This window comes from Kaistella solincola (assembly GCF_000812875.1).
GTDB lineage: Bacteria > Bacteroidota > Bacteroidia > Flavobacteriales > Weeksellaceae > Kaistella > Kaistella solincola.
Map to the genome: position 1 here is coordinate 147,553 of NZ_JSYK01000002.1, position 22,965 is coordinate 170,517.

The 22,965-nt window shown below is 39.4% G+C and carries 19 protein-coding genes and 1 pseudogene; 9 read left to right on the plus strand and 11 right to left on the minus strand.

Annotated features, from left to right (window positions below):
• Window positions 1–71 precede the first annotated feature (71 nt).
• The 5 genes and pseudogenes from guaB (at window position 72) to OA84_RS01615 (ending at window position 4,746) form a co-directional block, all read left to right on the plus strand.
• A complete protein-coding gene (gene guaB, locus OA84_RS01595; protein ID WP_039341394.1) occupies window positions 72–1,532 on the plus strand; it encodes an IMP dehydrogenase in 1,461 nt (486 codons plus the stop codon).
• 89 nt (window positions 1,533–1,621) lie between these two features.
• Window positions 1,622–2,077: a DUF6759 domain-containing protein gene (locus tag OA84_RS01600; RefSeq protein WP_052252064.1), complete on the plus strand. Its 456-nt coding sequence runs from the start codon at window positions 1,622–1,624 to the stop codon at window positions 2,075–2,077.
• Window positions 2,078–2,267: 190 nt separating this feature from the next.
• A pseudogene (gene nirK / locus OA84_RS01605) lies at window positions 2,268–3,290 on the plus strand (copper-containing nitrite reductase); the annotation flags it as partial.
• Window positions 3,291–3,340: 50 nt separating this feature from the next.
• Window positions 3,341–4,177 carry a formylglycine-generating enzyme family protein gene (locus OA84_RS01610; RefSeq protein WP_039342618.1) on the plus strand — a complete coding sequence of 279 codons (837 nt, stop codon included), beginning with the start codon at window positions 3,341–3,343 and terminating at the stop codon, window positions 4,175–4,177.
• Window positions 4,174–4,746: an SCO family protein gene (locus tag OA84_RS01615; RefSeq protein WP_052252065.1), complete on the plus strand. Its 573-nt coding sequence runs from the start codon at window positions 4,174–4,176 to the stop codon at window positions 4,744–4,746. The genes OA84_RS01610 and OA84_RS01615 overlap by 4 nt, the downstream gene beginning before the upstream one ends.
• A gap of 52 nt (window positions 4,747–4,798) precedes the next feature.
• On the opposite strand, the gene OA84_RS01620 is transcribed toward OA84_RS01615, so the two are convergent.
• The 5 genes from OA84_RS01620 to OA84_RS01640 form a co-directional block, all read right to left on the minus strand.
• Window positions 4,799–5,878 (minus strand): DUF4407 domain-containing protein, encoded by a 1,080-nt coding sequence (locus OA84_RS01620; RefSeq protein WP_039341397.1) that lies wholly within the window; start codon window positions 5,876–5,878, stop codon window positions 4,799–4,801.
• Between the two features lie 140 nt (window positions 5,879–6,018).
• Complete coding sequence (ruvC, locus tag OA84_RS01625) at window positions 6,019–6,573, minus strand: crossover junction endodeoxyribonuclease RuvC (protein ID WP_039341399.1); 555 nt, start codon at window positions 6,571–6,573, stop codon at window positions 6,019–6,021.
• 24 nt (window positions 6,574–6,597) lie between these two features.
• A complete protein-coding gene (locus OA84_RS01630; protein WP_039341401.1) occupies window positions 6,598–7,659 on the minus strand; it encodes a fatty acid desaturase in 1,062 nt (353 codons plus the stop codon).
• A 117-nt stretch (window positions 7,660–7,776) separates the two neighbouring features.
• Entirely contained in the window at window positions 7,777–8,916 is a 1,140-nt protein-coding gene (locus OA84_RS01635; RefSeq protein ID WP_052252066.1) for a serine hydrolase domain-containing protein, read from the minus strand.
• Window positions 8,917–9,025: 109 nt separating this feature from the next.
• Window positions 9,026–12,406 (minus strand): methylmalonyl-CoA mutase family protein, encoded by a 3,381-nt coding sequence (locus OA84_RS01640; protein ID WP_039341405.1) that lies wholly within the window; start codon window positions 12,404–12,406, stop codon window positions 9,026–9,028.
• A 170-nt stretch (window positions 12,407–12,576) separates the two neighbouring features.
• Here OA84_RS01640 and OA84_RS01645 point away from each other — a divergent pair, with 170 nt between their 5' ends.
• Window positions 12,577–12,909, plus strand: a complete 333-nt coding sequence (locus OA84_RS01645) for a hypothetical protein (protein WP_039341408.1) — start codon at window positions 12,577–12,579, stop codon at window positions 12,907–12,909.
• Window positions 12,910–12,961: 52 nt separating this feature from the next.
• On the opposite strand, the gene OA84_RS01650 is transcribed toward OA84_RS01645, so the two are convergent.
• A complete protein-coding gene (locus tag OA84_RS01650; RefSeq protein ID WP_039341410.1) occupies window positions 12,962–13,828 on the minus strand; it encodes a GLPGLI family protein in 867 nt (288 codons plus the stop codon).
• 441 nt (window positions 13,829–14,269) lie between these two features.
• Between OA84_RS01650 and rplM the strand changes: the two genes are divergently transcribed.
• The 3 genes from rplM to rpsB all read left to right on the plus strand — a co-directional run bounded on the left by rplM (window position 14,270) and on the right by rpsB (window position 16,097).
• On the plus strand, window positions 14,270–14,725 hold the full coding sequence (rplM, locus tag OA84_RS01655; protein ID WP_039342627.1) for a 50S ribosomal protein L13: 456 nt from the start codon (window positions 14,270–14,272) through the stop codon (window positions 14,723–14,725).
• Between the two features lie 5 nt (window positions 14,726–14,730).
• Window positions 14,731–15,117 (plus strand): 30S ribosomal protein S9, encoded by a 387-nt coding sequence (gene rpsI, locus OA84_RS01660; protein WP_039341413.1) that lies wholly within the window; start codon window positions 14,731–14,733, stop codon window positions 15,115–15,117.
• A 197-nt stretch (window positions 15,118–15,314) separates the two neighbouring features.
• A complete protein-coding gene (gene rpsB / locus OA84_RS01665; RefSeq protein WP_039341416.1) occupies window positions 15,315–16,097 on the plus strand; it encodes a 30S ribosomal protein S2 in 783 nt (260 codons plus the stop codon).
• A gap of 187 nt (window positions 16,098–16,284) precedes the next feature.
• Here rpsB and trmB read toward each other — a convergent pair whose 3' ends face one another.
• The 5 genes from trmB to OA84_RS01690 all read right to left on the minus strand — a co-directional run bounded on the left by trmB (window position 16,285) and on the right by OA84_RS01690 (window position 22,965).
• Window positions 16,285–16,962 (minus strand): tRNA (guanosine(46)-N7)-methyltransferase TrmB, encoded by a 678-nt coding sequence (gene trmB / locus OA84_RS01670; RefSeq protein ID WP_039341419.1) that lies wholly within the window; start codon window positions 16,960–16,962, stop codon window positions 16,285–16,287.
• Between the two features lie 51 nt (window positions 16,963–17,013).
• Entirely contained in the window at window positions 17,014–17,700 is a 687-nt protein-coding gene (locus OA84_RS01675) for a DUF6759 domain-containing protein (RefSeq protein ID WP_233701810.1), read from the minus strand.
• 191 nt (window positions 17,701–17,891) lie between these two features.
• Window positions 17,892–18,683 (minus strand): hypothetical protein, encoded by a 792-nt coding sequence (locus OA84_RS01680; protein WP_039341422.1) that lies wholly within the window; start codon window positions 18,681–18,683, stop codon window positions 17,892–17,894.
• Between the two features lie 164 nt (window positions 18,684–18,847).
• Window positions 18,848–21,760 carry a reprolysin-like metallopeptidase gene (locus OA84_RS01685; RefSeq protein WP_039341424.1) on the minus strand — a complete coding sequence of 971 codons (2,913 nt, stop codon included), beginning with the start codon at window positions 21,758–21,760 and terminating at the stop codon, window positions 18,848–18,850.
• Between the two features lie 224 nt (window positions 21,761–21,984).
• Window positions 21,985–22,965, minus strand: a complete 981-nt coding sequence (locus OA84_RS01690; RefSeq protein WP_039341427.1) for a hypothetical protein — start codon at window positions 22,963–22,965, stop codon at window positions 21,985–21,987.

Consider the following 22,965-nt stretch of genomic DNA (forward strand, 5'->3'; position numbering starts at 1 on the left):
AAATTTGCCGTTAAAAGAGGCAAATTTTTCATTTTAAATAAAAATTGCTTAATTTTGCACAGAAAGTAAAGATGTCTATTCACAACAAAATCGTAGAAACTGCCATCACTTTCGATGACGTTCTGTTAATTCCTTCTTATTCCGAAGTTTTACCTAATCAGGTTTCCCTAAAATCACGACTTTCCGATAAAATTACGCTTCAGACTCCGATTATTTCGGCAGCGATGGATACCGTTACCGAAGCTGAAATGGCTATTGCGCTCGCGCGAATCGGTGGTTTAGGTTTTATCCATAAAAATATGCCGATTGAGGAGCAGGCTTCGCAGGTTTACCGCGTGAAACGTTCGGAAAACGGCATGATTTCCGACCCGGTTACTTTAACAAAAGACCATACTTTAAAAGAAGCGCGCGATCTGATGGCGACTTACAAAATCTCCGGTTTACCGGTGGTTAATGAAGAAAATACGCTGATCGGAATCATTACAAACCGCGATGTAAAATATCAGCAAAACCTGGATGCAAAAGTGGAAGAATTGATGACTAAAGAAAAACTCATTACTTCAGACAAAGCAACCACGCTGGAACAGGCAAAAGAAATACTGCTTCAAAACCGCATTGAAAAGCTACCGATTGTTGACCAGAACTTCAAACTGGTTGGTTTAATTACCATTAAAGACATTGACAACCAAATGGAATATCCAAATGCCAACAAAGACCAAAACGGCCGCCTGATCGTAGGTGCGGGCGTAGGTGTTGGCGAAGATACCATTGACCGCGTTACCGCTTTGGTAAATGCCGGAGTTGATATTATCGCTGTAGATTCAGCGCATGGTCATTCTAAAGGTGTTCTCGATAAAGTTGCTGAAATCCGTGAAAATTTCCCTGATTTAGATATTGTCGGCGGAAATATTGTAACGGCGGAAGCCGCAAAAGATTTAATTAAAGCCGGTGCCAATATTCTTAAAGTAGGCGTTGGTCCGGGCTCCATCTGTACCACCAGAGTTGTTGCCGGTGTTGGCGTTCCGCAACTTTCCGCGATTTACAATGTTTTCGAATATGCAAAAAGTAAAAATGTTGCTGTTATCGCTGATGGTGGAATTAAACTTTCCGGTGACATCGTAAAAGCTTTGGCTTCCGGTGCAAGCGCCGTAATGCTCGGCTCATTACTGGCCGGAACTGATGAAGCACCAGGGGAAGAAATTATTTTCCAGGGAAGAAAATTCAAATCTTACCAGGGAATGGGCTCGCTTTCAGCAATGAGAAGAGGCGGAAAAGAAAGATATTTCCAGAGTGAAGCCAAGAAATTTGTTCCGGAAGGAATTGAAGGTCGCGTTCCGCACAAAGGAAGTTTGGAAGATGTGGTTTTTCAGCTCACAGGCGGCATCCGCGCTGGAATGGGATATTGCGGCACGAAAGATATTAGCACATTGCAAAACGAAGGTAAAATGGTGATGATTACCGGAAGCGGTTTGAAAGAATCTCATCCGCACGACGTGATTATCACGCAGGAAGCACCGAATTATTCCCTGTAAAAACAAGGTTTTTTTCAAAAATTTAATGCCGGAGTTCTGCTTCGGCGTTTTGTTTTAAATTTTATTATATTTACTTTTTTGGAAGTTTTATGAAATCTATTTTTTCGGGGTTTTTACTGCTTTTTTTTCTGAGTTGCGAGGTTTTGCCACCGGGAAGCGTCTACCGCTCTCCGGCCGGTCAGGCACCGACCAACGCTTCGGCGCCGAAAAACGAAGGTTCAGAATTCGACCAGCTGATGGCAAAAGACCAAATCGATAAAAGAAAAGTTACCGCTGAAGTGCTGACTTATCTTTTAAATGATCCTGACCCGACGGAAAAACAAACTGGTGCCGTCATCGAAAATAAATCTAACTGTAATATTATTATTCGGCTGGTTGGCATTAATTCTACAAAAATTTACAATTTGCCCATTCCGCGTCAGTCTAAAAACCAATTTGTTATCGATAAAGGAAATTACACTTTAAAATCAGATATTTGCGGCGCTAATTATTACTCTCAAAAAGACATTACAGAACCGCTGATCTTAAAACTGTCCAATAACTAATTTTAACCGAACCAAAAACATTTTTTGATTACCATCAGAAATAACCAAAAATGTGCTCATTTACCCCGGAAAATTTAATGCAGAAGAAAGCTATTTCCAGATGATAAAATTCATATCAGCAAATTTTGAAATAAAGTCTAATTAGGATAATTTTGTCCTATTAAAAAACAGTAAAAAAAATCTCTTTAAAATGAAAAGAATTATCACAAGTTTTGCATTAGCCCTTTTAACATTACAGGCGTGCAAACAAACCACAAGCGACAACGGCGCTAAAACTACTGAAAATTCTGCAATGGATATGAAGGTAAGTGGTGAAACAGAAGTGCAGAAAAAATTAGACCCGCCATTGGTTCCTGCCGCAATTGGTAACAGAGCAGCGAAAAAAGTTGTAGTTCACCTGGAAGCTACTGAAGAAGAAGGCGAATTGGCTGATGGTGTAACTTACAAATTCTGGACTTTCAACAGTACAGTACCGGGAACTTTCATTAGAATCCGTGTAGGTGATGAAGTGGAGCTTCACCTGAAAAACGCAAGTAATAGCGTAATGCCGCATAACATCGACCTTCATGCTGTGAACGGCCCAGGTGGTGGTGCTGAAGCTACCAACGTAGCGCCGGGAAAAGAAGCAATATTCAATTTCAAAGCTTTAAATCCAGGTCTTTATGTGTATCACTGTGCTGCAGCGCCAGTTCCATTACACATTGCAAACGGTATGTACGGTTTGATCCTGGTAGAACCGGAAGGTGGATTGCCAAAAGTTGACCGTGAATATTACATCATGCAAGGTGAATTCTACACAAAAGGAAAAACCGACGAAAAAGGTCTTCAGGAATTCGACCAGGATAAAGGCGTTGACGAAAGACCAACTTATGTTGTCTTCAACGGTAAGAAAAACAAATTGATGGGTGCAGACGCTTTAGAAGCTAAAGTTGGTGAAACAGTTCGTTTCTTTGTAGGTAATGGTGGACCAAACTTGGTATCTTCATTCCACGTGATTGGCGAAATCTTCGATAGAGTTTACGTAGAAGGTGGCGACATGATCAATAAAAATGTTCAGACTACAGTAATCCCTGCTGGTGGAGCTGCAATGGTAGAATTCAAAGTAGAAGAGCCAGGAAACTATATTTTAGTGGACCACTCTATCTTCCGTGCCTTCAACAAAGGAGCTATCGGAATGCTGAAAGTTACCGGCGAGAAAAATCCAAAAATTTTCCATAAAGTTCAATAATATTGTTCACTTATAAATCAATAAAAGAAATCACCATGTCTAAAATTTTTAAAATAATCTTATTCTTTGGTGGTTTCTTTTTTCTATTCACCGCCTGCGAAAAGATTTCCGCCACCAATACGCACAAAGATTCTTTAAATCATTTAGAAGCTGCAATCACACCGGATGTAAAAATGGTTTTGATTAAAGGTGCCGAGTATCAGCCATTTTATGGTGAAGACAGCTCTTTTGTAGAAGTTCAGGATTTTTTACTCGATGAAAGACCTGTTACCAATGCTGAATTTTTAGATTTTGTAAAGAAAAATCCGAAATGGAAACGCAGCAACGTTAAAGCCGCTTTCGCTGATGAAACCTATCTGAAAGACTGGCAGGACGACGAAACCTTGCCAAAAGATGCAAATCCTGATGCAGCTGTAACGTTCGTTTCCTGGTTTGCCGCAAAAGCGTATGCTAAAAGCGCAGGCAAAAGATTGCCAACTCTGGACGAATGGGAATTTGTGGCGATGGCAGACGAAGAAAGCGCAAATGCGCGAAACAAACCAACCTACTCCTCTCACCTCATCAATCTTTATAATGAAAAAAATCGGGAGAAACACCCGGTAAAAATTTCAAAACCAAATTATTGGGGCGCTTATAATATGTTTGATCTGGTTTGGGAATGGACGGACGATTTTAACTCAATAATGACTACGAGCGATTCCAGAACTGCTGAATTTGATGACAAAGGTTTATTCTGCGCTGCAGGTGCCACAAGCACCACCGACGTTTTGAATTACGCTTCTTACATGCGCTACGCATTCCGTTCCAGTTTAAAAGCAAATTACACGGTAGGAAATCTCGGTTTCCGATGTGCTAAAGATGTAACAAAATGATGAAAAATATTTTTATCCTGCTCTTTTCGGTATTTTTTCTGTTTTCCTGTAAAGAAAACGAAGCTCCGAAAAACGAAAAAAAAGCCCTGAATGAGTCGATATTTTTATTGGATTCAAAATGGGAAAACCAGGATGCAAAGCATCTTCAGCTCCGCGATCTGAAAGGTAAAAACCTTGTCATGGTCATGATTTTCACAAGCTGTAAAACCGCCTGTCCGCTTTTGGTTTCAGACATGAAAAAAATCGCTAAGAAAATCGATGCAGACAAACTGAAAGAAACCACAATGGTAATGGTTTCCATAGATCCGGAAAATGATACGCCGGAAGTTTTGAAACAGTACGCCGCGCAAAATAAAATTTCCGGAGAACCATGGCTTTTTCTGCGCAGTGACAAAGAATCTGTACGCGAACTCGCGAATGTTTTAGCGGTAAAATATAAAAAGATTTCACCGATTGTTTTTTCTCATTCCAACATTATCACCGTTTTCAACAAGGAAGGTGAAATGGTAAAACAAGCCGAAGGAACCGTAAACGCTGATGAAGTTGCGCAAGCAGTTAATCAGCTTTAAAATAAAAATTTGCAAAACCAAAAAAAACCTGCTTAAAGCAGGTTTTTTTTATTTATTCATCTTCACCGAGCCGGTCTTTAAAATCATCAATCCGATGGTTGGTTAAAGCATTTCCTTTTTCTACTTTTTCTTTGGAATAAAGCCGGAAATCGTTTTCGGTTTTTTCTAAAAGATGATCATACGGACCAACGGTCGAAATTAATTTAACCAAAACCGGCGCAATTTCCAGGGTGATAAACAATCCCATAATAAAAGCCGCCGCGACTGCAATTATCGCTGAATTTTTGCCTAGTTCATCCAAAGCCTGCAAACGCGCCGCAAAACCATTGAACTGGTCTTCGAAAGTTTCGGTTTTATCCCGTTCTTTTTCAATGTTGGTGTACACTTTCGAAACTTCTTTATCCAGATATTCCAGGCGCGGTGCCATTTGCTTCTGATAATTTTCAAGATCTGCGCGGCGCTGTTCTTTCAGTTCAGCTTTTCGTTTAGCATTCGACCCGAAACCCACTTTTCCGCTGGTTAATCCGCTTTCTTTTCCTAAAATTTCTTTTTCAAGTTCAACCGAAGCAGAATCATAAGATTTTTGGTATTCTGCAATTTTGGTTTGAATTTGATTCTTTTCGGTTTCAAAAGGTCCGGATTGCTGCAAAATTCGTCCGTTCATTTCGGCTTGCAACTGCGTTTTATTTCGTTGAATAATGGTGTTCAGTTGCTTATTCACTTCTTTTTCAAAAATCTTCAGCTCCAACGGTTTTGAAATAATAATGCCCAAAAAAGCAGCTAAAATTAATCGCGGAATTGCCATTAAAATCTGGTTCCACCACGGCCCTGTTTTTTTAATCGAAGAAACAATGTAACGGTCTAAATTGAAAATCATTAAACCCCACAAAACTGCGAAACCTACAGAAATCCAGATATTGTCGAACACCGTGAACATCGCGTAACCCGCAGAAAGTGTGGCGAAAATTGCGGTGAAAAGCACGATTCCGCCAATGCCGGAAAATTTGTTCCACTCGCTCGGAGTTTTTCTTAAAATATGAATATTTCCACCGGAGCAAACCATCAGAAATTTCTGAAACCAGTTCATAGAATGACCTGCAGAATTCACCGGATTTATTTTTTGATTTTTCATGCTTAGAAGCGCTAATAATTAATTGGTCTTAGAAAACGCAACAATGTTACAAATAGTATTAGGTTTAGCCAAGTAAATGCTTTGTAAATATGCTGTAAATGTAATTTACAAAAAAGGATTTTGATTTTTAAGTACTTAGCTTATTTCAGCCGCTCCGGATTCTGTTTCAGGAAGCTGTCCCAGCCAGTGTAGGATTTATCCTGTGAAATGCTTCCGGAATTGAAATGATGACAAACCGCCACCGCCAAACCGTCTGAAGCATCCAGGTATTTCGTCGGAAATTCCTTGAGATTCAGCAAAGTTTTCAGCATTCCTGCAACCTGTTCTTTGCTGGCGTTTCCGTTTCCGGTGATTGCCATTTTGATTTTCTTCGGGGAATATTCCGTAATCGGCACATCGCGGTAAAGCGACGCCGCCATCGCTACGCCCTGTGCGCGACCCAACTTCAACATGGACTGTACATTTTTACCGAAAAACGGCGCTTCAAGGGCAACCTCATCCGGATGAAATTCATCAATCAAAGATAAAGTCCGTTCAAAAATATATTTGAGTTTGGTTTCGTGGTTTGGATATTTTTTCAGAATCAATTCGTGAATGGAAAGCAATTCCATTTTACTTCCCTTGACAGAAATAAGTCCGAAACCCATAATCGTGGTTCCGGGATCAATTCCTAAAATAATTTTTTCAGTCGCCATCAGCGCAAAGGTAAGAAAGTACTTTTACGATCGGACGCGAATTTTCTTCAGATGCGAAAATTTAATCATTCGGTTATTTTCCTCGTCCCAAAGCACATAAAAGGCGTATTTCAAGCTGCCCCACCAAGTGATTTCAGAAACGTGTTTTTGGAAAATTGGGTTTTCTTCGCTGCATTTTTTCAGTTTGTAAAACGGAATTTTTGGTGCTAAATGATGTAAATGATGATAACCGATATTTCCGGTAAAAAAGTTCAAAATAGCCGGTAATTTATAGTAAGAACTTCCCTTAATCGCCGCCAAAACGTATTCCCAGTCTTTTTTCCAGGCTTTGTAATTAGGGTCATGCTGATGTTGCATGTAGAAAAACCAAATCGCGGTAAAAACGAAAGTAAGCAAAATTGGAACGTAAATAAAAGCTAACTTTTTAAAACCGTAAGCCAAATCAAAACTCGGCAAAGAAAGTAAAAGCCCGAGAACTGCGAAAAACAAAACCAGAAAAAGATTGGTAAAATGCAGCATTTTTCTTTCTTTGTCCCAACCTTTTAAAGTGATGAAAGGTATGCGGTTGTGAACAAAAATATAATACGCAGGCCCAATAATGAACATTACGGGAAACGAACGGTAAACACGATATTTCAGTTTTTCAAATTTCGAAAGCGCTTCATATTCGCGGACGGTTAAAAGGTTAACATCGCCAATCGTTCGCGTATCAAGCTGTCCTTGGTGCGCGTGATGGTGATTATGCGATCTCGCCCAGTATTTATAGGGAATACAGGTCAAAAAACTTGTGATAAAGCCGGTTACATCATTTTTCTTGCGATCCGGGAAAAATGCGTTGTGGCCGCAGTCATGCTGAATAATGAAAACGCGGGTTAAAAAAAGTCCGCCCACGACGCAAACCACCAAAGTTGCGATCAGTGAATATTCGTAGAGAATTGCCGCTAAAATAAATATTCCGATGAACGGTAAAATGGTATTGAAAATCTGTTTCCAGGCGAGGTGCGTTTCCGGTGACGCGTAGGGTTTAATAAGTTTTTTCCAGTCTTTTAGATCGTTAATGATCTGTTCTTCTTGCTCTTTGGTCATGTAAATTGTTAAGATGCAAAGGTATTGTTTAAGAAACCACGATGCAAATTTTACCGCTTTTAACCGGAAATTTTTAAAATAATCTCATCATCCCTACAGCTTAAAATTTTTTAGCTGCTATAAAGCGGTTTTTTTCAGAGTCTCTTTGACCGAAACTGTTGCATTTTCCAGTGACTCGGTAATTTCTTTTATTCTTTTGTGTGAAATAAAAACCGCGCTTTTCCCGCGGCTTTCATCAGCAATATTGGATAAAATCACGACTGAAGTTCCGCTTTCTGGATAATAAATACTCAACGATGCAGAACCTTTCACGTAGCCCGTATGAAAATATGCCGTTGGTTGGGCAAAATTTGTCATAATTCCGAAACCGTAACCCATCTTTCCTAATATCGCGTGTTCGCGTTCAGCAGATTGTTCCAGAAATTTTTTCAGAGATGCCTGATTAATAATTTTTCCGGTGTACAAAGCATTATTCCAGCGATGAAGATTATTTAAGGTTGAGAGAATCCCGCCTGCGGGAACAGAAATGGCGCGCGCAGAAAGACGTTCGGGCATATTGGGAACTTCGGAAAAGTTTTTCGCCGTGCCGAGATACGCTGAGGCGAAATGCTTTCCGTCAAAATTATTGGCGGTAAATGAATGATTCATTCCAACCTTTTTAAATAATTCGTTGAGATTTTCATCGTAAGATTTTCCCGAAACTATTTCGATGATTTTCCCTAAATTATAAAAACCTTTATTCGAGTAATTAAATTCTTCACCTGGTTTTGAGTGTAAACCATCATCAAAATCGCGAATTCCGGAGGTGTGATTCAGCAATTCCTTAATGGTGATTTTTTCAAACTGTTTCGGTTCAAATTCCTTTAAATATTTTGAAACAAAATCGTCGGTTTTCAGTTTTCCGTTTTCTTCCTGCAGTAATATCAAAACGGCGGTGAACTGCTTGCTTAATGAAGCAATTGCAAAAACAGAATTGCTGTCGAGCGGCTTTTTATTCTTGAAATTTTCAAAACCGTTTATTTTCTCATATAAAATCTTTCCGTTTTGATGTACCGAAACACTGCCGTTAAAATTTGTTTTTGTGAAAACCGAATCAATCTGCGATTTCAGCAACTGCTTTTGAAAAACCGTAATCGTGCTGTCGATTATTGCATTTCGTTCAGCGGTTTTATTGACCACTTTCTCGGCTTCAGCTTTACAGGCAAATAGAGAAAACAGAAAAAAAAGGGCAAAAGAGGCGGAAAATTTTTGAAACACGATTTGTAATTTTTATAAAAATATCAATTTTAAATTAAACAAAAAACCCTGTCAGGATTTTGAGTTCCGAACAGGGCTTTTATTTTTTACCGGTTTAAAAAGCAAATTTTTACATATTTCTGCGGTATTTCCCGCCCACTTCGAAAAGCGCATTCGTGATTTGTCCCAAAGAACAGAATTTCACGGCTTCCATCATCTTTTCAAATAAATTTTCCTGGTTAATAGCGGCTGTCTGCAATCCTTTCAACATTTCTTCACTTTTGTCAGCATGCGATTTCTGAAAATTTTCAACATTCTGAATCTGCAGCTGCTTTTCTTCTTCGGTAGAACGGATGACTTCGCGCGGTAAAACCGTCGGCGAACCGTCCTTTCCTAAAAACGTATTTACGCCGATAATCGGAAATTCGCCGGTATGTTTCAGCATTTCGTAATACATACTTTCCTCTTGGATTTTAGAGCGCTGATACATCGTTTCCATAGCGCCAAGAACACCACCTCTTTCCGTAATTCGGTCGAACTCTGCATAAACAGCTTCTTCTACCAAATCGGTCAATTCTTCGATGATGAACGATCCTTGCAGCGGATTTTCATTTTTCGCTAAACCTAATTCTTTGTTGATGATCAGCTGAATCGCCATCGCGCGGCGCACGGAATCTTCAGTTGGTGTCGTGATCGCTTCATCATACGCGTTCGTGTGAAGAGAGTTACAGTTGTCGTAAATCGCATACAAAGCCTGAAGCGTCGTGCGGATATCATTAAAATCAATTTCCTGCGCGTGCAGTGAGCGTCCCGATGTCTGAATGTGATATTTCAGCATTTGGCTTCTTTCATTCGCGTGGTATTTCAGCTTCATGGCTTTTGCCCAGATTCTTCTCGCCACACGGCCGATTACGGCATATTCCGGATCAAGCCCGTTGGAGAAAAAGAAGGATAAATTCGGGGCAAAATCATTGATATTCATGCCACGGCTCAGATAATATTCCACATAAGTGAAACCGTTTGCAAGCGTAAACGCAAGCTGCGAAATCGGGTTTGCACCGGCTTCCGCGATGTGATAACCAGAAATTGAAACCGAATAAAAATTACGGACTTTCTGATCAATGAAATATTGCTGAACATCGCCCATCAATCTCAACGCAAATTCTGTGGAGAAAATACAGGTGTTTTGCGCCTGATCTTCTTTTAAAATATCTGCCTGAACCGTTCCGCGAACCGTGGCGATGGTTTCCGCTTTAATTTTATTGTAAACATCGGCTTCCACCACTTCATCGCCGGTAAGACCTAATAATTTCAGACCCAAACCATTATTTCCTTTTGGAAGTTCGCCTGCGTAAACCGGTCTTTTCAAACCTTTATCGTCGAATTTGGCTTTTAATTTCGCTTCAACTTGATCCCAGAGACTATTTTCTGAGAGGTATTTCTCTACATTTTGGTCAATTGCAGCGTTCATAAAAAAGGCGAGCAACATCGGCGCAGGACCGTTGATCGTCATCGAAACCGACGTCATGGCATTGACCAAATCAAAACCGGAATAGAGTTTTTTCGCATCATCTAAGGTCGCAATCGAAACACCTGCGTTTCCGATTTTTCCGTAAATATCTGGCGGAAAAGCCGGATCTTGGCCGTAAAGCGTCACCGAATCGAAAGCAGTGGAAAGGCGTTTTGCATCCATATCAGAAGAAACGTAATGAAATCTTCGGTTGGTTCTTTCCGGGCCGCCTTCACCTGCAAACATTCTAGTTGGATCTTCACCTGTTCTTTTGAAGGGAAATAAACCTGCGGTGTATGGAAACTGTCCAGGAACATTTTCCTGACCTTTCCAGCGCAATAAATCGCCCCAATCCTGGAATTTCGGTAAAGAAATTTTCGGGATTTTTAAATGGGAAAGCGATTCATATTTCGTTTCAACTTTAATTTCTTTTCCTCGGACGAAGTAAGAATACGTGTCGCCGGACATTTCTTCTTTAAAGTTTTTCCAGCCTTTCAGAAAGGCGATATTTTCTTCGGAAAGTTCTTTTTTAGTTTTCAGAAAAACTTTTTCCAGTTTGTCGCTCGTGTGCTGATCATCCGTAATGAGAACTTTTGCGCCTTCCAGCAAATACATTTTTTTGGCGATTAAAGCCTGATTTTCCACTTCTTTATCGTAAGCATGGTTGCTTTCAACAATTTCCGATAGGTAGCGCACTCGTTTTGGCGGAATTACCGTAGTATCTTCGGAAATATTCTGCTCAACGAATTCATTAAATTTCGGCGCTTTTTCACCCAGATTTTCTGAAAGTTTCGCATTCACTTTTTGGATCAGCGCATTGTATAATTCGGTCGTTCCATAGTCATTAAACTGGCTGGCTTTCGTGAAATACACCGGCATTTCTTCCAACGGTTTGTCAAAAGCGGTATGATTTCTCTGATAGGTTTTCCGAACTGCCTGCAAAGCGTCTAAAGCGCCGCGTTTGTCGGATTTATTTAAAGCAATCAAATCCGCATAATCCAACATATCAATTTTTTCAAGTTGCGTGGAAGCGCCATATTCCGGCGTCATCACGTACATGGAAACATCAGCGATATCGGTAATTTCAGAACCACTTTGTCCGATGCCGGAAGTTTCTAAAATAATGACATCTGGTTTGGCTAATTTTAAAATATTTAGCGCGGAATGAATGTATGGCGAAACCGAAACATTATTCTCCCGCGTCGCCATAGAACGCATATAAACGCGGGAATCGTTGATAGAATTCATGCGGATTCTGTCGCCTAAGAGCGCGCCGCCAGTTTTCTTTTTGGAAGGATCTACAGAAACAATGGCAATTTTTTGCTCGGGATTTGAGCGTAAAAATCGGCGCACTAATTCATCGGTTAGCGAAGATTTTCCCGCGCCGCCGGTTCCCGTGATTCCGATAATCGGAATGGTGGAATCTTTTGCTTTTTCGTCGATTGCCTGAACCAATTCCGGTTTTTGGTCGGAGAAGTTTTCAACGGCGGAAATAACTTCAGCAATCGATTTTGAGTCTTCGAAGGTGATATTTTCGAGATTAGAAACTTCGATTTTTTCACCAGTTGCGAAGTCGGACCTTTGCACCAAATCATTGATCATTCCCTGCAAGCCCATTTCGCGACCGTCATCCGGCGAATAAATACGGTCAATGCCGTATTCCATTAAATCTTTAATTTCTTCGGGTAAAATTACGCCGCCACCGCCACCAAAAATCTTGATTTGCGGCGCACCTTTCTGGCGCAAAAGATCATAAATATATTTGAAATACTCGTTGTGGCCGCCCTGATAAGACGTTAAAGCAATAGCATTTGCATCTTCCTGAATCGCGCAGTCTACCACTTCTTCCGCAGATTTATCGTGGCCGAGATGAATAACTTCAGCGCCGGTGGCCTGAATCATGCGTCTCATAATATTGATTGCAGCATCGTGACCATCAAACAAAGAAGCGGCTGTAACGACTCTTACCTTATTTTTGGGCGTATATTTTTCCTGGTTCATAAAATAGTTTCGATTGTCTCCAAAGATAAGGTTTTTAGAAATTTTGAGAAAAGAAAAGCCTTTCAGTTTGGTGAAAGGGTTTTAGCAGAAATATAACCGGGTTTTCCAAAAGCAAAAAAAAGCGTCAAAATGCCCCGAAAATTTCTAATTTTGTCACAAATCAAAATTAAATGCAACGCGCACTCCTCTATTTCTTCGCCGGTACTTTGGTCAGTTTTTTATTAAATTTTTTCCTTCTCGGAAGCCAGGGTTGGCAACTCGATTTATATTATGGTGTAGCATTTGGGCTCGCCTGGGGAATTGCGTATTTTCTGGATAACGAAAAATTTTCGCTGATGCAGAAACTTTTTTATTCTTTCGGTGCGATGGCGATTTTGGTTGCTTTAGGGGCATTTTTTTTCAATTTGGAACTTGCGGTGCCGTCGATCATTAAATTTTCAATGGTTTTCGTGGCGTATTATATTTTGGCAAGTTTTAAAAGATCAAAATCTTTGCGGAAATAAGCTGCCACGAAGGCACGAAGTTTTACAACTAAAATGGGAAAAAGCTGAAAACTTAGGGTTTTAAAAGATCGATTTCTATCAGATTATTGTCTTTTGCGTTTGCTTGTTTGGCGTTTTGCTCTATTTCTTTAATTCTTGAGGCTGGTGAAATCTCGGTTCCATTTTTGTCTTTAATGATAAACGTGCCGCCGCTGGCAATAACCTGCTTCATGTCTTTTGCCGGATCGTTTCGGCGGTCCCAAAACATCTTTTTATATTGTCCGCGGTTAACGGCGAGTGGTTTTGCCGGTGAATTAAATTGGGAAGTCACTTCAACTGCAGGTGTATATTTTGTTACGCCTTTCAATTCGAAAACGTGAGTTTTGCTTTCGTCTTCAAGCTTTACAATCAAACCCGGAAGTCCCTGAAATTTGTACGGACCGTCCTGGAAAGGCAATTCCGGTGCGAAAAAAGCTGTCCATTCTCTGCCGGCGAAAGTTGTTGTGGCTTTTTGAGCTTCAAATTCACCAATTTTCATTTTTTCTGGCAAAATTTTCCAAACCATCTTTCGGTCTTCAGCAACGTGAAAAAGATCGCGGCCGACTTTTGATTCTAAAATTACCTCCTGTTTCGGGTAATTTTTAAGGATTTTATCTTTTACAGTTCCTCGGTTGCCTGAATTGAAAGAAACCGAAACATTCATTCCTCCGGTGGTTTTTATCTGTTTTTCGAAATTGGCAAACATGGTGGAATCGGCGACGAAGGTGTCTCGGCTGTAAAACTTCGAACCGTCTTTAGAAATATCGAGATACATGAGTTCTTTTAAGACATCAGCTTTAGCTAAAGTGTCTTTCACAAAAGTGTAATCGTAGATAAACCGTTGGTTTTGCGCGGAAGACAAAACGGAAAAAAAGAGAAATAAAGCGGCAAATTTTTTCATTGTTAATGTAAATTTAAATTGAAAGATAATTCTTTTTTGGATTGTAAAGTTCGGAGAAAGATATTTTATTTAATTAAAATTTTTCGGTTTTAATATTCGCGGATGGCGCAATTTTTCACAGATGAAATTTAAAAAGAAAAAAAATGCAGTTTTAGCTTGGAATTTTTCAATTTGAATTTAAATAGTTTAAACCGGAATTTTAGTTTTTAATTCAAATCAGAAAAAAATGCGGTTTAAACCGGATATTTTTTAGTTTTTGAAATGTAAAATTTAGATAGAAAACTGCGCGAAGATATTCAGCGTGAATATTTTAGGTAAAAAAATATTTTGGTGGAAATCATTTCGGACAAATATTACGAAACCTTTTCGGAATAGAAAAAAAAATCCTACCTTTGCACACCCGTTTTGGGGAAAATTATGTTTAATCGTAAACGAAAAAGTGTGAATACATTAAGTTACAAAACCGTTTCAGCTAACAAAGCTACTGCAAATAAAGAATGGGTTGTGGTAGACGCTGAAGGACAGCCTTTAGGAAGATTAGCTTCCAAGGTTGCAAAGATTTTGAGAGGTAAGCACAAAACGAATTTTACACCTCACGCAGATTGCGGAGACAATGTAATCGTTTTGAATGCTGGGAAAGTTACTCTTTCCGGGAACAAGTGGGCTGACAAGACTTACATTTGGCATACTGGTTACCCAGGTGGTCAAAAGTCAATGACTGCGCTGGAACTTCAGAAAAAAGATTCTTTGAAAGTATTGGAAAAATCTGTAAAAGGTATGCTTCCAAAAAACAAATTGGGATCTATTTTGTTCACCAACCTTTATTTATATGAAGGAACTGAGCATAAACATGAAGCTCAACAGCCAAAAGTTATTAATATTAACGAATTCAAATAATTAATATGTCAATAGTTCATAAAATCGGAAGAAGAAAGACTTCTGTTGCAAGAGTTTATGTGCGACCAGGTTCTGGTGTGATCACAATAAACAAAAAAGATTCTAAGGAATACTTTGGTACTGATGTATTGGTTTACAAAATCAACCAGCCGTTTTTGTTGACAGAAACTGTGGGTCAGTATGACGTTACCGTGAATGTTTTCGGTGGCGGTATTACCGGTCAGGCAGAAGCTATCAGATTAGGGATTTCCCGTGCAATGTGCGAGATCAACGAAGAATTCCGTTTGCTTCTAAAGCCACACGGATTGCTTACCAGAGACGCAAGAATGGTTGAAAGAAAAAAACCAGGTCAGAAAAAAGCGAGAAAGAAATTCCAATTCTCGAAACGTTAAGAATGGCTGTAAGCTGTATGCAATATGCATTAAGCTTAAACCCGTACAAATTATTAACTCGCTGGAAAGCTTAAAGCGTACTGCTTAAAGCCCAAAGCACCAAATTGCCCCGTTTAGTTTAGCACCCAAACATTTCTCCCATCTAAAGAAATTGTTGATTGCATAAGCGGCACGTAAACTAAAAACAAAAAAGAGACATGGCAAAAGCAAATGTTAAAGACCTTTTAGAGGCAGGCGTACACTTCGGTCACATGACCCGTAAGTGGAATCCAAATATGGCTCCATACATTTTTATGGAGAAAAACGGTATTCACATCGTAGACTTACATAAAACAGCAGTAAAATTAGACGAAGCTTGTTCAGCTTTAGAAAAAATTACTTCTGCAGGTAAAAAAGTTCTTTTCGTAGCTACCAAAAAGCAAGCGAAAGAAGTTGTAGCGAAATATGCAGCAGAACTTAATATGCCTTATATTACTGAAAGATGGCCGGGCGGAATGTTAACCAACTTTGTTACCATTCGTAAAGCGGTGAAGAAAATGAACCACATCGATAAAATGAAGAAAGACGGTACTTTCGAAACTTTATCTAAAAAAGAAAGACTTCAGGTTGACCGTCAGCGTGCAAACCTTGAGAAAAACTTAGGTTCAATTTCCGACATGGTGCGTCTTCCATCAGCACTTTTTGTGGTTGATATCATGAAAGAACACATCGCGGTAACAGAAGCTAAAAAATTGGGCATCCCGGTTTTCGCAATCGTTGATACCAACTCAGATCCAAGAAAAGTAGAATACGTAATTCCTGGAAATGATGATGCTTCCAAATCAATAGATATGATTTTGAGCGTTGTTTCAGATTCAATCAAAGAAGGTTTATCTCAAAGAAAAGCCGACAAAGAAAAATCGAAAGAAGAAGGTGAAAAAGTTTCAGCTGATGCTGATGCAGATTTCACTTCCGAAACTCCAGCAACCGCTGCAGAATAAGGATTTGCTCTTTAAAATAAAAAAGGTTCAGAATTAATTTTCTGAACTTTTTTTTGGCCGTTATATTGGAAAATTTTTGCGTTTTAGCTTTTGAATTAAATTTAATTTTTTAAAAAAAAGAAAGGTTCAGAATTAATTTTCTGGACCTTTTTATTTGCCGTTATTTCGGCATTTTTTTGTGTTTTAGCTATTTAATTCTAAACTTGATATATGTGATGGTTTTTCCTTTCGCTTCGAAAAGACTTTCATAATAGGTTTTTATTTCCCGTAAAAGCGGAGTTTCCGGATCGAATTCCGGTGCGCCGTAAATATCGTGGTTCGCGAAGAGAATTTCGTGACCTAAACCCTGAAGCAAGCCTAAAGTGTAACCGTGCAGAAACTCCGAGTCAGTTTTTAGGTGCATAATGCCGTCTTTTTTCAGGATTTTTTTGTAGCGTTCCAGAAAGTCCGGATGCGTCATGCGGTGTTTCGTACGGCGATATTTTATCTGTGGATCCGGAAAAGTAATCCAGATTTCATCAACCTCATCTTCGGCAAAAAAACGGTCAATCAGTTCGATTTGAGTTCTTAAAAATGCCACGTTTTGCAGGTTATTTTCCAGCGCATCTTTTGCACCAAACCAAAACCGCGCACCTTTGATGTCGACACCGATAAAGTTTTTTTCCGGAAAAGCTTTTCCCAGTCCTACGGAATATTCGCCTTTGCCGCAACCCAACTCCAGCACAATCGGATTTTCATTTTTAAAAACTTCCTGCCGCCATTTTCCTTTCAGCGGATATTCCGCTAAAGCTTCTGCTCTGGTTGGCTGAAAAACGTTCGGAAGCGTTTTATTTTCGGCAAATCTTGCCATTTTATTTTTACCCATAAGTGGTACGGAAGCACGCGCTTCTACGAAAATTTTAGTGAAAAAAGGAAATTATTTTCCCGGATTGTTCAGCGAAACGATGATGGCTTTTTCAATAGATTTCTGCGATGCGTAATCAGCACCGCAAATCTTAGTTGTGAAGAGATAACTGCCCTTTTGTACTACAATAGAACCTTCTGCCTGGGTCGGAACCGCAAGACGGTATTTCGTATTCCCTACGCCTTCAATCCGCATGATCATATTGCATTTTGACTTATTTTCAATCATCACAATACTTTCTTTGCTTGCAGGATCGTTGTCAAACAGGGAGTTTAAAAGCTGAACAGTTTTATGCTTATGCTCCGCCGGCGAAACAGACATCAGCATCAGAAACTCTTCCTGTTCATTGGCATCCATTAAAGTTGATGATTCACCCAAAGCTGCTAAATCCTGATTTGCGGCGTAACTTTTTGCCGCAACTTCAGCTTCCAGCTTCGCGATTTGTTTTTGTTTGATGATTTCATTCATCTCCTCAAAACTAATTTTCGTGGAAGGTCTTCTGTAAAGTAAGGCTATTTTCTCCTGAAAATCCGGCACTCGCTGGTCCGAAGGATGCGCTTTTTTGATATATTCTTTCATCAGTTTTATCAGCCTTGGCTTCAGAAGCAGTCGTTTAGGATCATCGGGATGCGCGTCTTTCAAAAAAGCATCAATTTCATAAATACTGGTGCTTCGCATAATACGGGAATAATCCTTCATTTTTTTCTGTGCCGAAATATTTGCAGAAAACAAAGTGATAAGAAGTAAAAAAGATACCTTTTTCAAAAATGCCATAGAGTGTATAAATTATCAGTTCAAGTAAATTTCTAGTTTTGGTGTGCTAAAAAATACCTTTTTCAAGATACGTCGCCAAATATAAAAAATTATTCCTTATAAAAGAGTTCTGTGCCTTATTTTACCTGCTCCATCAAATTAGAATTTCTTAAACGGCGCTGGTAAATCGGCAGATATTTTTCAATATACAACGTGATTCCTTCATAATTTTTCGCTGCAACGAAGGAATAAATATCATCTGACGAATACACGAACTGCAGAAAATTTTCGATAAGATTTTCGGGAATTTTTAAATTGGTAAAATACGGAACGCCAAAATAATTTTTGATATTAATAACGGTTGAATTCATTTTTTCGTACTGCTCGGCTCTTTCTTTTTTCTTGCGCTCACCGGAAAGAATATCGTACATGCTTTCTACGCTGAAAGACAATCCACCACCTTGCAGCGACGCCACCGGAAGTCGTGGCGAAGTGCCGTCGCCTTTCGGACTTGGCAAACCAATCATTTGCTGCAAAGCCAAAGCTTTTTCACCATTTTTAAGCGAGTTTACGTCTTTGCGGAGATTTCCGGTGGGTTTAAATTTGCTGATGACCACTTCCTGAATATCGTAGTACGCAATTTTCAATTCTACCACATTTAGTGAAGTCTGCAGTTGCTCTTCGGTAACTTTTACATCTTTTCTGTCCGTAACTATTGAGGTAAAACGGATGACGTCGCCGGGTTTTGCAGGAATTTTAAAACTTCCGAAATGGTCGGTGTACACCGTTTTGCGGTCTGTTAAATTGGTAACGTAAATTTGGTTCAGATAATAAACCGATTTATCGCGGATGATAATTTCGCCGCTGAAATATTGCGCCTTGAATTGGGTTAAAATAAAAAAAACGGCCAGTAACAGTAGCTTCTTCATACAGTGCGCAAAATTAAATGCTTTTTCGCTAAGATTAATTTCTTTGATGCTAAATTGAGGTTAAAGTTTGGTTAAAATCAGAAAATATGCCCAGATAACGGCAAATAAATAAAAATCCCCGAAATATTCCGGGGATAGAGATATGTTTTTAAAAAAATTCGGTGCTATTTCTTTATAAATTTCACTTTTGCAGTTTCCTCAACATCTTTGAAGGAAATGATATAAACACCTTTTACCAAAGTTGAAACATCAACCTTACTGTCTTTTATTAAGCCATTTCCAACCAGCTGGCCGGTCATATTATAAATTTCAAAAGCAGCTTTATCTGAAACTTTGGTTACATTCAAAATCTCGGTTGCAGGATTTGGATAAACCTGGATTTCTGTTGAAGTCGGATCGTTCACCGCCAGATCAGCGCTAATTTTTACCGCGTAATCTTCAACTTCACCATAATTAAAAGTTCCGCACGGTGAAGTTTGTAAGGCATTATATCTTAAAACCACGCGCATTCCAACCGTTTTGTCTCCTGTATAAGCATCAGCCGGCACCGCGAAAGTTGCGGAAACCGGTGTGGTCTGACTTGGTGAACTCGACATAATGAGTTCACTCGCTTCGTAAATTCCATTTCGGTTGAAATCAATCCATGCCGTTACGCCGTCATTAAATCGGTCGCCCGGCCAGGTTTTAGTCACTCTAATGATGTTGTTCGTGGTATTCGCCCTAAGTTTCACCAACCGCGCCGGATCAGCTGAAAAGTCCGAATAGGTAGAAGCTCCGGAATCGCTGGTGACGCCGGTTGCTTTTTCAGCGATAATCTCAACTTTACTGATATATTCATCGGCTGCGCTGTTCGCATCCAAATCGCAATAAGTCAGTCCCGTGGTTTTAAAGTTTGCGTTCGCGTAAGCACCGACGGTACCGGAGCAAACAGCTGCGACCTGGACATTGTAATCTGTGCTTTCTGCTAAATTAGTAAGCGTATAGCTGACGCCTGTAACAGGAATTTGCGTCCAAGCGGTTTCAGTTGATTTTTTATACCGAACCATATATGTTGCATTTGCCACCGCTTCCCAGCTTAAAGTTGCGCTATTGTTGGTCACCGTGCTTACCGTGAAATTCTTCGGTGCTGTACCGTCGCACGGTGCTATTGGAGCCACCTTAACTGGTGCAACAGCATAAAATACATTTCCGATTGCGGAAATTCTTACCTTAATTTCGAGGTTTGTAGCTAAAGACGGAAAATTTAACAGTTCTACACCGTCATTCGGTGTGGAAGAGGTTACTAACAACCATGTATCGCCATTGTCTTTGGTATAATCTATGCGCACGTCTTTAACATTAAACGGTGCAGCATTGGTGCCTACAACATCCCAGGTTAACGGTCCGGAAGCATTATTGTAAACTTTCGTACTTGTAATTTTAAACGGACCATTATCGCTCACGATCACTTTCTGAACGGCACTTTGCGTTTGTTTTTGCGTAGCATTAGGGTGATTATCTCTAACATTAATACTAAAATTTGAAATTCGCGCGACAGTGGAAGCAGATTCCCAACTGTCGGGATTTCTCACCACGCCTGAAAGCACCGTTTCCAATTTCGGGAAATACCGCGTGGGGTTTGGAGTTGGCGGTAAAGACCGGAAACTTGCACCGGTGGTTGTTTTTCCAAGATTTTCCTTTTCAATCGGCGTCAAAGCGTTATCAACTTCTTCCCAGGTGTACGTCAGCGGGTTTTTTTCTGGATCTGTAGCCTGCGCGGTTAAAACAAAAGCCGTGGATTTTGGAATCGTAACATCGGGCATCGGCGTGATAACGGGCGGATTATTATTGATAGGAACCTCCACATCGCAGGTTTTATTAATTAAATTATTCTGAACCTGATTGATAGAAACCACATGAAAATAAGCATCAGCCTGTGCTTGAACATCGGTTGTGGCACCAGTGATTCCAGCGTAGCCCATTATGGTAGAGCCTGAACCCGGTTCCACATTATTGCCGCCTTCTAAAATATGCGAAAAAGTGTGCGTCGCACCGAGCTGGTGCCCAAGTTCGTGCGCCACGAAATCAAGATCAAAACTGTCACCTTTCGGAATGTTATTCGCCGGCGAAGTGATTCCGGAACCTTTACCTCTGTCGGTATCACTGGTCGGATTTACACAAACGCATCCTACGCAGCCGGCATTGCCGCCACCGCCCGAAGCGCCAAATAAATGCCCGATATCGTAGGCATTATTTCCTATGGTTTTGGTAAGATTTTTCTGAAGCTCAACGTTCCAATTATTTAGATTTGTATATGGGTCCGTATCGGGATTTGTATAAATAAGTTCTGGGAAATCCTGCAAAATGAGGCGCACGGCAAAATCTCTTTCGAAAACTCCGTTCACCCGCGTGAGCGTAGCATTAATAGCAGCTAAAGCCTGGGAAACACCGCCGAAATACTGCGTATATTCACCGTTTACCGACAAAGCCAGACGCAAAGTGCGGAATTTTTTATCGGATGATTTGGCAAAATTTAAAGCATTTTTATCGAAACTATTTCCTTCGGAATAGAGCTGATCAATCTGATGTTTGGTTAAGGGATTTTCGTTGGTTGAACAAACGAACGCTTGTGAACTGCTCGTTTTGGTGCTTTTCGGTTTAACACGGTAAATGGATTTCTCGGTGTTTTGCGGTTCGATGAATTCGTAAACGCCGTTTCTGATCATCATCGACTGAAAATCATTTGGTGCGATGCTGAAACGGACATAAGCTGACGGATCATCAATACCAACACCAACAAACGAACCCAAACCGTAACGGTCTGCCAAAGATTTTACCACCACAGGCGAGCTGTACACCGCAAATCTTTCCAGTTTGCCGTCCATCGTTGGAAGCGTAATTTCAACAGGAGCAGCATATTTGCCAGATTCATCTGCATTTTTAAGCGCTGAAATCATTTTATTTTGATCCAAAGCGTAATAAGCGGCCTGCTGCGTCGGTTTATTTATCTGTTCACCTTGCGCGGTTGTGCGAATCCACTGAGCGGTAGCTGCTGTTGAAAAGATTACGAAAAGAAAGGAAAGAAAAATCTTCTGCATATTCTGCTGTTTTTTTATTATTCAAATGTAGATTATTTTTGACTTATCTAAAATGGAAATAATGGTAAAGTATTTTTAAGCTACAGACATTTAGCTTTTTAGGAATTTATAAAAAGAAAAAATCGGGCTAAATAAGGGCGATTAATTTTGAAAGATTCATTAAAAAAAATTCCGGCAAAAATGACCATTTTTTTCAAATTTTTAAAAGAATACGCCGTATATCACTATTTGCAGAAATTTAGCAGATAGTTTCTGACTTGAAAATTAGTCTTATCACCTACTTTCATAAAAGCTTCACAGGCTTTTGGAATGTTACCAACTGCTAAATATGAAACTCCTAAATTAATAAATGCACGATTTAAATTAAATCCAAACCTTTCTTTAGTTACGGCAGCTATGTTTATGGAAAGTAATTTTTCGTAATTTATTATCGCATTGTTAAATTTATTCTTTTCATAAAGTTTATCACCTTTTTGTATGAAATTACATATTTGCACTTCTTCCTTATTGCTTAAACTTGCAAACATTTTGAAAAAATTGAACGTTTGCGTTACTAGTAAATCTTTGTCAGAAGTGTTTCTGAGGAACTTTTCGGAGTTAAAAAGTGCCGTTTTAAATTCAGCATCAAATCTTTTCGAAATGCCGTCAACAATTTGAATATCAGTGATCTTATTTTCTTTAGTAACAATAAACTTTGCTTTGAAAAAATTGTTTGTAGCAGATGTCGGTGAATAGCTTGGAATATTTTTTCTAATGAATTCTTCAAAACTTTCGGAATAATTGAATTCTGGCTTTACTATTGAATTTGCTTCAAAAACGGTTTTATCAGCATAAGTTATTTCTTGTGGTTCAAACTCCGGATATCTTTTCAAAAAATCAGTACTTTTTAAAAAATAATATACCTTGTCGCTGCCGCTTTCGTTAATAATTAGATATTCATTCTCAATTTTATAATTCAGTTTTCTAGTATTAGTGGTAATTATAGAACCATTTATCGAAAATTTAAATTTTGAATTATTTATCTCTAGATTATTTCCCTTAAAATCGTATTCTATAAAAGTAGAATATAAAGGATAATTAATTTCAAGAGGATTCCCGTTCTGATAATAGATTTTATCAAGTATCCACTTTCCTTGTAACCTGTTTTGCTGCGAATGTAAAAATGTAAAGGATAAAAGAATTAGAAGGAGTAAAATTCGCTTCAT